At 70.0% G+C, this 11,902-nt stretch carries 13 protein-coding genes and 3 tRNA genes; 13 read left to right on the top strand and 3 right to left on the bottom strand.

Annotated features, from left to right (window positions below):
• Both ABIC63_RS28920 and ABIC63_RS28925 read right to left on the bottom strand, forming a co-directional pair.
• Window positions 1-993, bottom strand: a complete 993-nt coding sequence (locus ABIC63_RS28920) for a type VI secretion system protein (protein WP_294377697.1) — start codon at window positions 991-993, stop codon at window positions 1-3.
• A 2-nt stretch (window positions 994-995) separates the two neighbouring features.
• Entirely contained in the window at window positions 996-1,613 is a 618-nt protein-coding gene (locus ABIC63_RS28925) for a DotU family type IV/VI secretion system protein (RefSeq protein WP_354322323.1), read from the bottom strand.
• Window positions 1,614-1,856: 243 nt separating this feature from the next.
• Between ABIC63_RS28925 and ABIC63_RS28930 the strand changes: the two genes are divergently transcribed.
• From ABIC63_RS28930 to ABIC63_RS28970, 9 genes are all read left to right on the top strand, one after another.
• Window positions 1,857-2,531, top strand: a complete 675-nt coding sequence (locus ABIC63_RS28930) for a LuxR C-terminal-related transcriptional regulator (protein ID WP_294377692.1) — start codon at window positions 1,857-1,859, stop codon at window positions 2,529-2,531.
• A 114-nt stretch (window positions 2,532-2,645) separates the two neighbouring features.
• The gene (gph, locus tag ABIC63_RS28935) at window positions 2,646-3,347 is read left to right on the top strand and encodes a phosphoglycolate phosphatase (RefSeq protein ID WP_354322324.1); all 702 of its coding nucleotides are present in this window, start codon (window positions 2,646-2,648) and stop codon (window positions 3,345-3,347) included.
• 266 nt (window positions 3,348-3,613) lie between these two features.
• Window positions 3,614-5,125 carry an anthranilate synthase component I family protein gene (locus ABIC63_RS28940; protein ID WP_354322325.1) on the top strand — a complete coding sequence of 504 codons (1,512 nt, stop codon included), beginning with the start codon at window positions 3,614-3,616 and terminating at the stop codon, window positions 5,123-5,125.
• Window positions 5,126-5,130: 5 nt separating this feature from the next.
• Complete coding sequence (locus ABIC63_RS28945; RefSeq protein WP_017760478.1) at window positions 5,131-5,721, top strand: anthranilate synthase component II; 591 nt, start codon at window positions 5,131-5,133, stop codon at window positions 5,719-5,721.
• Entirely contained in the window at window positions 5,721-6,773 is a 1,053-nt protein-coding gene (gene ltaE / locus ABIC63_RS28950; RefSeq protein WP_354322326.1) for a low-specificity L-threonine aldolase, read from the top strand. The genes ABIC63_RS28945 and ltaE overlap by 1 nt, the downstream gene beginning before the upstream one ends.
• Complete coding sequence (locus ABIC63_RS28955; RefSeq protein WP_354322327.1) at window positions 6,766-7,413, top strand: LysE family translocator; 648 nt, start codon at window positions 6,766-6,768, stop codon at window positions 7,411-7,413. Before ltaE ends, ABIC63_RS28955 begins: the two co-directional genes overlap by 8 nt.
• Before the next feature lie 50 nt (window positions 7,414-7,463).
• On the top strand, window positions 7,464-8,498 hold the full coding sequence (gene trpD / locus ABIC63_RS28960; protein ID WP_354322328.1) for an anthranilate phosphoribosyltransferase: 1,035 nt from the start codon (window positions 7,464-7,466) through the stop codon (window positions 8,496-8,498).
• A 25-nt stretch (window positions 8,499-8,523) separates the two neighbouring features.
• Window positions 8,524-9,330 (top strand): indole-3-glycerol phosphate synthase TrpC, encoded by an 807-nt coding sequence (gene trpC / locus ABIC63_RS28965; protein ID WP_354322329.1) that lies wholly within the window; start codon window positions 8,524-8,526, stop codon window positions 9,328-9,330.
• A gap of 11 nt (window positions 9,331-9,341) precedes the next feature.
• Window positions 9,342-10,091 (top strand): uracil-DNA glycosylase, encoded by a 750-nt coding sequence (locus ABIC63_RS28970; RefSeq protein ID WP_354322330.1) that lies wholly within the window; start codon window positions 9,342-9,344, stop codon window positions 10,089-10,091.
• 14 nt (window positions 10,092-10,105) lie between these two features.
• Here the strand turns inward: ABIC63_RS28970 and ABIC63_RS28975 are convergent, their stop codons facing one another.
• A complete protein-coding gene (locus ABIC63_RS28975; RefSeq protein ID WP_354322331.1) occupies window positions 10,106-11,224 on the bottom strand; it encodes a patatin-like phospholipase family protein in 1,119 nt (372 codons plus the stop codon).
• 141 nt (window positions 11,225-11,365) lie between these two features.
• On the opposite strand from ABIC63_RS28975, the gene ABIC63_RS28980 reads away from it, so the two are divergent.
• From ABIC63_RS28980 to ABIC63_RS28995, 4 genes are all read left to right on the top strand, one after another.
• A tRNA-Tyr gene (locus ABIC63_RS28980) sits at window positions 11,366-11,451 on the top strand.
• A 73-nt stretch (window positions 11,452-11,524) separates the two neighbouring features.
• Window positions 11,525-11,598 (top strand) — tRNA-Gly (locus ABIC63_RS28985).
• A 38-nt stretch (window positions 11,599-11,636) separates the two neighbouring features.
• Window positions 11,637-11,711: transfer RNA gene (locus ABIC63_RS28990), tRNA-Thr, on the top strand.
• A gap of 78 nt (window positions 11,712-11,789) precedes the next feature.
• The coding region (locus ABIC63_RS28995; protein ID WP_244273727.1) for a GTP-binding protein at window positions 11,790-11,902 on the top strand (113 nt) is incomplete at its 3' end.

An 11,902-nucleotide genomic window follows, 5' to 3' on the forward strand; every position in this document is an offset into this window, starting at 1 on the left:
TCAGCGGATGGACGCCGGCGGCTCGTGCAGGCCGGCCATCCGGCCCAGCAGGCCGGCCGTGAATGCCGCGTCGGGCCGCGATGCCGTGAAGAACAACCCCTGCCAGTGCGGCAGCGGCGAGGGCGGCGGTCCGTCGGTCAGCATGTCCAGCCACTGGCACAGGCCGGCACGCAGGCTGCGGACCTGCTCGACGAACTCGTGCATGTCGCGTCGCATCGGCATGGGTGGCGCATCGAGCAGCATGCCCAGGCGCAGGGCATGCAGGCGGTCCATGAGGGGCTCGAACACCGGTGCGAGCAGGTCCTCGGGCCGCGCGCCGCGGCCGGTGCCGGGGTGGCGCATGCCCCAGGGCTGCCGGAAGGCCTCGGGCGGCAGCAGCGCCTCGAAGCTGGCATAGCCGGGCAGTGCCTGCATCTGCGTGACGACTAGGTGCACGGGCAGGGCGAGGCCCAGCGCGCCGCAGGCCTGGTGCGCGAGATGGCTGAGGCGCGCCAGGCGCTCGGTGCGCGCGGTGCCGTCGCGCAGCAGGTCCGCGGCGGTGATGCACAGCACCAGGCCATGCAGGGGCTGTGCGGGATGCCGATGGGCCAGGGTGCGCAGGGCATGGGGCCACAGGCCGAGGCGGCGCGCGCCACCATCCAGGCCTTCGGTGGCCGGCAGCGTGAGGCCGAGCAGCAGGATGCCGCCGGCCTGGCGCGCCTCCCAGAAGTGGGAGGGCAGGGCCCCGCCAGCGGGCGTGGCCAGCAGCGAGGAGGGCACGGCCTGCGCATCGCCGATGCTCAGCAGCCGGCAGGTGGCGCGGCCGCCCGGCAGCGCCATCTGCAATGCGCGGAGTTCATCGCGGCCCGGCCGCTCGCGCGGCGGCTGGTGGCGGATCCAGCGTGCCAGGCGACGCCGGCGGCGCCAGCGTTGCCGGCCTTCCCGCCGCCACCATCGCCCGAGCAGCAGCAGCGCGACCAGCGTCAGCAGGCCCAGGGCCAGGCAGGCCGGCATGGTCAGCCCTCCACGAAGGGCAGGACCACGCAGGCCAGGGCCAGGGCCACCATGGCGGCGGCCAGTGCCGCGATCCGCCAGGGTTGCGGGTCGTGCGCGCGGGGCGCCGCCGCCAGGGGCGGGCCCGGCACCGAGGCCCATGCGCCCCAGGCCGAGGGGCGGATCGGCGCCAGTGGCAGCTGGGCCGCATGCAGGGCCTTCAGCCGTGCCAGCACGCCAGCGCCCTGGCCCCGCTCGAAGTGGTACTGGCCATGGAAGCCCAGGGCCAGTGCGTACCAGTAGACCTCGCGCACCTGCGCGTCGTGCGGCCCCAGCACGGCGAGGTGATGGAAGAACTCGGTGCCGGCCGTGGTCGAGTTGAATAGCACCAGCTGCAGCGTGTCGGCCGGTGCCCCCGGCAAGCGGGCCAGCACCTCGTCGAGCCAGGCCACGACGGCGAAGGCGGCCGACTCCACCTGGGCCAGGGAGTGGCCCGCGTCCAGGGCCTGCATGCGCGCGCGCATCAGCCGCTCACGGGCGAGCCGGCTCGCCTGCCCAGGCTCGCGCATGGCCGCCTCCTGCGCCTGCAGGGCGAGCCCGAGCGAGAAGAGCGGCGCATAGAAGTCGAACAGGCGCGGCATGGGCCCTCTTGCACAACCGTGGGTCCGGATCGCATGTGCGGGCCATCTTGGCGAGGCGATCGCCGGGCCACCATAGGGCGACGGAGCTATGCCTTTCGGGCAGGGGCGGCGCCTTGCTGGCGGGGGGCTTAGGCGCTACCCTGCCGGTTTTCGCGCCTGCGAGGGCGGGCAGCGGCGGCGCAGGGCATCGTGGGGCGCAGGCCTGGGCGAATGCGGCGCGCGCACATCTCCATCGAGCACGCCATGAGAATCCTGATCGCCGAAGACCACCGTCTGGTCATCGAGGCCATGAAGGCCAAGCTGGCCGAACTTCAAGAAGGCGTCACGTTCGTGGTGGCCACCACGGCGGCCGAGCTGTTCTCGCTGGCCACCGACGACATCGACCTGGCGCTGATCGACCTGAACATCCCCGGCGCCGAGCAGTACGGCCACATCGACGAGCTGCGGCGCCGCCATCCGGCCGTGCCGGTGATCGTGGTCTCGGGCTACGAGGACCCGGCCATGATGCGCGCGGTGCTCGACCGCGGCGCGCTCGGCTTCATTCCCAAGGCCTATTCGCCCGACGTGATGCTGTCGGCCGTGCGGCTGGTGATGGCCGGGGGCGTGTACGTGCCGCCCATGATGCTGTCGGCCCTGCCGGGCGGATTGGCGCCGCATGCCGGCACCGAGCCGCTGGTGCGCGCGGCGCCGGCCCCCGCGGCCGCGCCCACGCTGGAGCACCTGCGCAACGTGCTCACCGAGCGACAGGTCGAGGTGCTGCAGCTGCTGTCGCAGGGCAAGCCCAACAAGCTGATCGGCCGCAGCCTCGGCATCAGCGAAGGCACGGTGAAGATCCACCTGGCGGCCATCTTCCGCGCACTGAACGTGCGCAACCGCACCGAGGCGGTGGTGGCGGCGCAGTCCCTGACCGAAGCGTGAGCGCCTGAGCCGGGCGCGGCGCCCGGGTGCGACGGGTCTGGGCTCGGCCCTGCAGCGCTGCCTGCCGGGGCGTGGGCGCTACAGTCGCAGGCCCGACTTCGACCCTGCCTGTCCGTGACTGCCGCATTCTTCGACCGCTCCTCCCTCGACGCCGCCATCGTGGACCTCGACGGCACGATGGTGGACACCCTGGGCGACTTCGCCGCCGCGCTGGGCGGCATGCTGCAGGACCTGTCGCTGCCGCCCATCGAGGCGAACGTCATCGGCACGCTGGTGGGCAAGGGCTCCGAGCACCTGATCCGCGCGGTGCTGCAGCAGGTGGGGGCGCCGTCGCCCGAGGCGCTCTTCGACCGCGCCTGGACCCGCTACCAGCGGCATTACCTCGCCATCAACGGCCAGCATTCGACGGTCTATCCCGGCGTGGCCGACGGCCTGGCGTCGCTGCGCGCGCAAGGCCTGCGGCTGGCCTGCCTGACCAACAAGCCGCTCGCCTTCGCGCGGCCACTGCTCGCGGCCAAGGGTCTGGATGGCTTCTTCGACCATGTCTTCGGCGGCGACAGCTTCGCGCGCAAGAAGCCCGACCCGCTGCCGCTGCTGGGCACCTGCGAGGCCCTGGGCAGCGCACCGGGACGCACGCTGGCCATCGGCGACTCCAGCAATGACGCGCAGGCCGCGCGTGCCGCCGGCTGCCGCGTGGTGCTGGTGAGCTATGGCTACAACCACGGCCGCCCCGTGCGAGAGGTGCCGGCGGACGCCTATGTGGATTCGCTGGCGGACCTGCGCCTTGACATCCGGCCGGGCGCCACGGCCCACTGACGGGCTTGTCCGCGAAGCGTCCCCGGCGTCCAGAGGCCCTGGGCTACACTCCGCGCCTCTCATGTTCATTCATCACGTCATCCAGACGGGGCAAGGCTGCCGGGGAGCCTGGCCCTGGCGCAAGCCAAAGACGTTGACCGCCTGATCGCGCGGCCCTCGCGGCTGCGCACGCCTGGCCCGGCCGATGCTTCGCTCGCCGTGCCTCCTCCAGATCGAATGAACCGCCGCATGGGCCACAGGAGCGCCCGCCGGCCAGGAGAAACCCCGTGATCACCGAACTCGAGTTCAAGAGCCTCAGCAGCCAGGGCTTCAACCGCATCCCGCTGATGACCGAGGCCTTCGCGGACCTCGAAACCCCGCTCTCCCTCTACCTCAAGCTGGCCCATGGCCACGGCGCCGCCGGCGGCGGACGCCACAGCTTCCTCCTCGAATCCGTCGTCGGCGGCGAGCGCTTCGGCCGCTACAGCTTCATCGGCCTGCCCGCGCGCACGCTGCTGCGCGCCAGCGGCTTCGGCGACGAAGCCCGCACCGAGGTCGTGACCGACGGTCAGGTGGTGGAGACCGCCAGCGGCAACCCGCTGGACTTCATCGCGGCCTACCAGAAGCGCTTCAAGGTGGCACTGCGGCCCGGCCTGCCGCGCTTCTGTGGCGGCCTGGCCGGCTACTTCGGCTACGACGCGGTGCGCTACATCGAGAAGAAGCTCGAGAAGACCTGCCCGCCCGACACCATCGGCTGCCCCGACATCCTGCTGCTGCAATGTGAGGAGCTGGCCGTCATCGACAACCTGTCGGGCAAGCTCTACCTGATCGTCTATGCCGACCCGTCGCAGCCCGAGGCCTATGCCCGCGGCAAGCGCCGGCTGCGCGAGCTCAAGGAGTTGCTGCGCTATTCGGTGGCTGCCCCGCAGGTCAAGCCCACGCAGGCGCATCCGGCCGAGCGGCCCTTCGCCAAGTCCGACTACCTGGCGGCGGTGGAGCGCGCCAAGGAGCTGATCGCCGCCGGCGACTTCATGCAAGTGCAGGTGGGCCAGCGCATCAGCAAGCGTTACACCGAATCGCCGCTGTCGCTGTACCGCGCGCTGCGTTCGCTCAACCCCAGCCCGTACATGTACTTCTATGACTTCGGCGACTTCCATGTCGTGGGCGCGTCGCCGGAGATCCTTGTGCGCCAGGAGCACGGGGGTGAGGGAGAACAGAAGATCACCATCCGTCCCCTGGCCGGCACCCGGCCGCGCGGCGCCTCGATGGAACTGGACAAGGCCGCCGAGGTCGAGCTGGTCAACGACCCCAAGGAACGCGCCGAGCACGTCATGCTGATCGACCTGGCGCGCAACGACATCGGCCGCATCGCCAAGACCGGCAGCGTCAAGGTGACCGAGGCCTTCGCGGTCGAGCGCTACAGCCATGTGATGCACATCGTGAGCAATGTCGAGGGCACGCTGCTGGACGGCATGGGCGCCATCGACGTGTTCAAGGCCACCTTCCCGGCTGGCACGCTGACCGGCGCGCCCAAGGTGCATGCCATGGAGCTGATCGACCAGTTGGAGCCCACCAAGCGCGGCCTGTACGGAGGCGCCTGCGGCTACATCAGCTATGCCGGCGACATGGACCTGGCCATCGCCATCCGCACCGGCGTCATCAAGGACCAGGTGCTGCACGTGCAGGCCGCGGCCGGCGTGGTGGCCGATTCGGTGCCCGAGCTGGAATGGAAGGAAACCGAGGCCAAGGCCCGCGCGCTGCTGCGTGCGGCGGAGCTGGTGGAAGAAGGCCTGGAGTGAGCGCCATGAAGCTGCTGATGATCGACAACTACGACTCCTTCACCTACAACCTGGTGCAGTATTTCGGCGAGCTGGGGGCCGAGGTGGAGACGGTGCGCAACGATGAGATCACGCTGGAGGGCATCGGCGAGCGCATCGCCGCGGGCGTGAGCCGGCTGGTGATCTCGCCCGGGCCCTGCTCGCCCGCCGAGGCGGGCGTGTCGGTGCCGGCCATCCAGGCCTTCGCCGGCAAGCTGCCCATCCTGGGCGTGTGCCTGGGCCACCAGAGCATCGGCGCGGCCTTCGGCGGCAGGATCGTGCGGGCGCGCCAGCTGATGCACGGCAAGGTCAGCGAGATCACGACCACGCGCGAGGGCGTGTTCGCCGGTCTGCCCGAGCGCTTCACCGTCAACCGCTACCACTCGCTGGCCATCGAGGCCGACAGCTGCCCCGCGGTGCTGGCCGTCACGGCGCGCACCGACGACGGCGAGATCATGGGCGTGCGCCACACCGAACTGCCTCAGGCGGTGCGGATGGAAGGCGTGCAGTTCCATCCCGAGTCGATCCTGACCGAGCATGGCCATGCCATGCTGAAGAACTTCCTGGAGCCCGCCTGATGACCCGCACCGCCCCCATCGACCTGCGCAGCGACACCGTCACCCGCCCGACCGCGGCGATGCGCCAGGCCATGGTGGCTGCACCGGTGGGCGACGACGTCTTCGCCGACGACCCGACGGTCAATGCGCTGCAGGCCCGCATCGCGGAGTTGCTGGGCTTCGAGGCCGCGCTGTTCGTGCCCACCGGCACGCAGAGCAACCTGTGCGCGCTGCTGGCGCACTGCCAGCGCGGTGACGAATACATCGTGGGCCAGATGCAGCATTGCTACCGCTGGGAAGGCGGCGGCGCTGCGGTGTTCGGCAGCATCCAGCCGCAGCCGCTGGAGCACCAGGCCGACGGCACGCTGGCGCTGGCCGACATCGAGGCAGCGATCAAGCCGGACGACGCGCACTTCGCGCGCACCCGGCTGCTGGCGCTGGAAAACACGCTGGGCGGCCGGCTGCTGCCCTTCGGCTATGTGCAGCAGGCCACCGCGCTCGCGCAATCGCGCGGCCTGTCGCGCCATCTGGACGGTGCGCGCCTCTTCAATGCGGCAGTCGCGCAGGCCCAGGCGACGGGCGGCGACGCACGCACCGAGGCCCGGCGCATCGCGCAGTGCTTCGACAGCGTCTCGGTGTGCTTCAGCAAGGGCCTGGGCGCGCCGGTGGGCTCGGCGCTGTGCGGCTCGCGCGAGTTCATCGCCCGCGCCCATCGCGTGCGCAAGATGGCCGGCGGCGGCATGCGCCAGGCCGGCATGCTGGCCGCGGCGGCCTTGCATGCGCTGGACCACCATATCGACCGCCTGGCCGACGACCATGCGCTCGCGAAGCGCTTCGCCGATGGGCTGGTGGGCATTGCCGGCCTGAAGGTCGAGGCGCCGCACACCAATCTCGTCTTCGTCGACCTCGAAGGGCCGGCACGCGAACGCAGCGCCGGTCTGATGGACTTCCTGAAGTCGCGCGGCGTGCTGGCGACGGGGCTCTATCGCCTGCGCTTCGCGACGCATCTCGATGTGGACGAAGAAGGCGTGGACCAGGCCGTGGCGGCCATGAAGGACTACTTCCATGCCTGACCTGCCGCACCTGCTGGCCTTCGTGCTCGCCGGCCTGCTGCTGAACCTCACGCCAGGCGTGGACGTGTTCTACATCGTGGGCCATGCGCTGCGCCAGGGCTGGCGCGCGGGCGTGGTGGCGGCGCTGGGCATCACGGCGGGCTGCTGCGTGCACATCGTTGCCGCGGCCGTGGGGGTGAGCGCCATCGTCGCCGCCTCGGCCACCGCCTTCATGGTGCTCAAGTGGGTGGGCGCGGCCTACCTCGTGTGGATCGGCGTGCAGATGCTGCGCCGGCCGGGCGCCCTGCAGGCGGGACTGGCCGCGCAGCAAAGCCCGCAGACCGAGCCGCTGGCGCGTGTCTTCCGCGGCGGCTTCCTGACCAACGTGCTCAACCCGAAGGTGGCGCTCTTCTTCCTGGCCTTCGTGCCGCAGTTCGTCGATCCGGCGGCGGCGCATCCGGGCGGGGTGTTCCTGCTGCTGGGCCTGCTCTTCAACTTCAATGCGCTGTGGGTGTGCATCGGCTGGGCGGCGCTCGCGGCCTGGCTGGCGCGACGCCTGGACCGCGCCGGCACCGCGCTGCGCTGGGCCGAGCGGGCCGCGGGCCTCATGGTGCTGGGCTTCGGCCTCAAGCTTGCCTTCAGCGACGCGCCTTCGCGCTGAACCTTCACCTTTTCCTTCTTCCTTCCGACTTCGAGAAAGCAGACACCGCCATGCCCATCACGCTCCAGGAAGCCGTGCAGCGCACCATCGAGCACCGGGAGATCTTCCACGACGAGATGCTCCACATCATGCGCCTCATCATGCGCGGCGAAGCCTCGCCCGTGATGACGGCGGCGCTCATCACCGGCCTGCGCGTCAAGAAGGAAACCATCGGCGAGATCACTGCCGCCGCGCAGGTGATGCGCGAGGTGGCGCTGCATGTGCCGGTGAAGAACCGCACGCACCTGGTCGACATCGTGGGCACGGGCGGCGATGGCTCGCACACCTTCAACATCTCGACCTGCGCCATGTTCGTCGCGGCCGCTGCAGGCGCCAAGGTGAGCAAGCATGGCGGGCGCAGCGTGAGCAGCAAGTCCGGCAGCGCCGACGTGCTGGAGTCGCTGGGCGTCAACATCAACCTGGGCCCAGAGCAGATCGCCCGCAGCATCGAGGCGGTGGGTATCGGCTTCATGTTCGCGCCCAACCACCATCCGGCGATGAAGAACGTGGCGCCGATCCGCCGCGAGCTGGGCATCAAGACCATCTTCAACATCCTGGGGCCGCTGACCAACCCGGCTGGCGCCACCAACATCCTGATGGGCGTGTTCCACCCGGACCTCGTAGGCATCCAGGTGCGGGCGCTGCAGCGCCTGGGCGCCGAGCATGCGCTGGTGGTCTACGGTCGCGACGGCCTGGACGAGATCTCGCTGGGTGCCGCCACCATGGTGGGCGAACTCCGGAATGGCGAGATCCGCGAGTACGAGGTGCATCCCGAGGACTTCGGCCTGCGCATGGCCAGTCTTCGCTCCCTGCGTGTGCAGACGCCGGAGGAGTCGAAGTCGGTGCTGATGGGCGTGCTCGACGGTGTGCATGGCGCGGCCCGCGACATCGTGCTGCTCAATGCCGGTGCGGCGCTCTATGCCGCCAATGTCGTCGACTCCATCGGCGCCGGCATCGAGCGCGCGCGCGAGGCCATCGACAGCGGCGCTGGCAAGGCCCGCCTGGCCCAGATGGTCCAGTTCACCACGTCCGCTGCCGCGGCCTGATCCCGATTCACCGAGAGAACGCCCCATGTCCGACATCCTCAACAAGATCGTGGCCGTCAAGCACGAGGAAGTGGCCGCCGCCCGCAAGCGGGTGCCGCTGGAGGCCATCCGCGCCGACGCCGAAAGCCGCGTGCTGACGCGCGACTTCGTGGGCGCGCTGCGCCGCCGCATCGCCGCCGGCCAGGCAGGCGTGGTCGCCGAGATCAAGAAGGCCAGCCCCAGCAAGGGTGTGATCCGCGAGGGCGAGTTCATTCCCGCCGACCTGGCTCAGAGCTATGCCATGGGCGATGGCGAGATGGCGGCCGCCTGCCTGTCGGTGCTGACCGACCGCCAGTTCTTCCAGGGCAGCCCCGACTACCTGCGCCAGGCCCGCGCCTCCTGCGACCTGCCGGTGCTGCGCAAGGACTTCATGGTCGATGCGTGGCAGATCTACGAGTCACGCGCGATGGGCGCCGATTGCATCCTGCTCATCGCCGCCTGCCTGGACGACGCACAGATGCGCGACTTCGAGGCCATCGCGCTGGGTCTGGACATGGCGGTGCTGGTCGAGGTGCACGACGCCGCCGAGATGGCGCGCGCGCTGAAGTTGCGCACGCCGCTGGTGGGCGTCAACAACCGCAACCTGCGCAGCTTCGAGGTATCGATCCAGACCACGCTGGACCTGAAGGCCATGGTGCCGGCGGAGCGCCTGCTGGTCACCGAATCGGGCATCGCCACGCGCGAGGACGTGCAGCAACTGCGCGAAGGCGGCGTGAATGCCTTCCTCGTCGGCGAGCGCTTCATGCGTGCGCCGGAGCCGGGCGAGGCGCTGGCCGAGCTGTTCGCCGCATGATCCGGGACGGCATGGCTCAGCCTGGCGCGGCCACGCAACTGCAGTCCGCCGACCCGGCCGAATGGGCCGTGGCCGAGGGCTGGCGGCCGCTGGTCGAACGGTTCTTCGCCAGCGACAAGGGGCAGGGCCTGCTTGCTTTCCTGCAGCAGCGGCTGGATGCCGGCGCGGTGATCTTTCCGCCGCAGCCGCTGCGGGCGCTGGAACTCACGCCGCCCGAGGCCGTGCGCGTGGTCATCCTGGGTCAGGACCCGTATCACGGCCGCGGCCAGGCCGAGGGCCTGGCCTTTTCGGTGGCGCCCGGCGTGCGGCTGCCACCCTCGCTGCGCAACATCTTCCAGGAGCTCCAGCGCGACCTGGGCACGCCGCCGCCGAAGTTCCCGAGCCCCGGCGGCAGCCTGGTGCGCTGGGCGCAGCAGGGCGTGCTGCTGCTCAACACCTGCCTCACGGTGGAGGAGGGCCAGCCCGCCAGCCATGCCGGCCGAGGCTGGGAGGTGCTGACCGATGCGGTGATCCGCCATGTCGCCGACGGCGCGCGGCCGGCGGTGTTCATGCTCTGGGGATCGCATGCCCAGAGCAAGCGCAGCTTCATCGACGCCAGGCGGCACAAGCTGCTGATGGCCAACCATCCCTCGCCGCTGTCGGCGCTGCGGCCACCGGTGCCTTTCATCGGCTGCGGGCATTTCGGCCAGGCACGGGCCTGGCGCGATGCGCAACGTGCCGCGGCTCCGGGCGAGGGTGCTGTGCCAACCCCGGACGCCTGACCGCCGGCCGGCGATCAGGCGCTGCGCAGTTGCGGCGTCCGCTTCGCCACTGGTTCGGTCGGCAGCGGCGCGCCGGCCACGTAGTCGGCCTGAATGTCGATGGTGGTGCGGCGGCCCACGTCGTCGATGTGCCTTGCCAGCCAGTCCTGGGCGGCGTGGCGGCCCCGTTCGAACAACTGCTCGATCATGGCGATGTCGGTGGACAGCTTGCTCGACGAGGGCAGCGGGTCGTCCAGGGCGCTGTCGATGTCGATGCGGTGCAGGCGCAACTGGCGGAACTGCCGGCCTTCCTGCAGCCGGCCATCGGCCAGCAGCTGCTGCATGAAGTCGATGCTGCGCATCTGCGAGATCAGGCTCGCGTTGAAGGCCAGTTCGTCCACGCGCTGGGCGATCTCATGGGGCGTGCGGGGCGTGTCGGCGCGGTGCAGCGGATTGAGCTGGACGAGCACGATGTCGGCGCTCTCACAGTTCTCGATCAGCGGCAGCAGGGCCGGATTGGCCGAGTAGCCACCGTCCCAGTAGGGCTCGCCGTCGATCTCCACCGCCTGGAACATCGTCGGCAGGCAGGCGGAGGCCATCACCGCGGACAGCGTCAGCTGCGCGCCATGGAAGATCTGCGCCCGTCCGGTTCGCACCTGCGTGGCGGAGACGTAGACGCGGGGGCTGTCGAGCGTGGCGAGCGCGTCGAAGTCGATCTCCTGGTCCAGCAGCGTCCGCAGCGGGTTGATGCCCAGAGGATTGAACTGGTACGGCGATGCCCACGGATCGGTCGTCAGGGAGGGGAAGGCAGGCGCCTGTCCGAACAGCATGCGCATGAACTGGGAGGCCAGCGCGCCCGGCGCACCGACACCGGCCACGCGCCGCCAGACGCGCTCGAGCGTCTCGCGGGCGGCTTGGCGGGCGGCGGTCCTGGCGGGGTCGCCCGCGTCGCCGGCCTTCGCAAAGCCATGCGCCAGGGCCACGGCGTTAACGGCGCCCGCGCTGGCGCCGCTGATGCCATCCAGGGCGAGGCGCCCATCCTCGAGCAGGGCATCCAGCACGCCCCAGGTGAACGCGCCGTGCGAGCCCCCGCCTTGCAGCGCGAGATTGACCTTGGGGCGGCGGCCAGGAAGGGGAAGGGCGGAAGCACTCATGCGTGGATTGTGCAGTGCAGCAAAAACCCTGGGCGGCGCATCCTTCCGCGGCTTCTGTCGTCCGAGGCGCCGCACGGACGAAAAATTTTTTCGGGCCAGCTCGCCATCTTGGATGGATGGTGCTATAGTCTGTGGTTCGCCGGAGAGGTGGCCGAGTGGTTAATGGCAGCAGACTGTAAATCTGCCGGTTTATACCTACGCTGGTTCGAATCCAGCCCTCTCCACCAGCGAATGATGAAAGTTGCCGAGCGATTTTCGTGCGAGGCCTCGGTGCCGATGTTGGCATCGAAGTGTCACGATGCGGGAGTAGTTCAATGGTAGAACCCCAGCCTTCCAAGCTGATGACGCGGGTTCGATTCCCGTCTCCCGCTCCATGCGGCTTCATCAAACGTTGAGCGACGGTTTTCAAGTTGCCCTTGTGGCTCAGTGGTAGAGCACTCCCTTGGTAAGGGAGAGGTCGCGGGTCCGATTCCCGCCAAGGGCACCAACGATTGCAGGGATGGTGCGGCAGCCGGCTGCACAAGTCCATGTACATGTGGTCTAAGTTGTATTCGGAGTCCAGACAATGGCAAAAGGCAAGTTTGAACGCACCAAGCCGCACGTGAACGTGGGCACCATCGGTCACGTGGACCATGGCAAGACGACCCTGACGGCGGCCATCGCCACGGTGCTGTCGGC

The organism is Pseudacidovorax sp. 1753, from assembly GCF_040544975.1.
GTDB lineage: Bacteria > Pseudomonadota > Gammaproteobacteria > Burkholderiales > Burkholderiaceae_C > Xenophilus.

Coding starts and splice junctions, on each gene's coding strand:
- ABIC63_RS28920 (WP_294377697.1), bottom strand. CDS start 993: ATGCCGGCCTGCCTGGCCCTGGGCCTGCTGACGCTGGTCGCGCTGCTG.
- ABIC63_RS28925 (WP_354322323.1), bottom strand. CDS start 1,613: ATGCCGCGCCTGTTCGACTTCTATGCGCCGCTCTTCTCGCTCGGGCTC.
- ABIC63_RS28930 (WP_294377692.1), top strand. CDS start 1,857: ATGAGAATCCTGATCGCCGAAGACCACCGTCTGGTCATCGAGGCCATG.
- ABIC63_RS28945 (WP_017760478.1), top strand. CDS start 5,131: ATGAAGCTGCTGATGATCGACAACTACGACTCCTTCACCTACAACCTG.
- ltaE (WP_354322326.1), top strand. CDS start 5,721: ATGACCCGCACCGCCCCCATCGACCTGCGCAGCGACACCGTCACCCGC.
- ABIC63_RS28955 (WP_354322327.1), top strand. CDS start 6,766: ATGCCTGACCTGCCGCACCTGCTGGCCTTCGTGCTCGCCGGCCTGCTG.
- trpD (WP_354322328.1), top strand. CDS start 7,464: ATGCCCATCACGCTCCAGGAAGCCGTGCAGCGCACCATCGAGCACCGG.
- trpC (WP_354322329.1), top strand. CDS start 8,524: ATGTCCGACATCCTCAACAAGATCGTGGCCGTCAAGCACGAGGAAGTG.
- ABIC63_RS28970 (WP_354322330.1), top strand. CDS start 9,342: ATGGCTCAGCCTGGCGCGGCCACGCAACTGCAGTCCGCCGACCCGGCC.
- ABIC63_RS28975 (WP_354322331.1), bottom strand. CDS start 11,224: ATGAGTGCTTCCGCCCTTCCCCTTCCTGGCCGCCGCCCCAAGGTCAAT.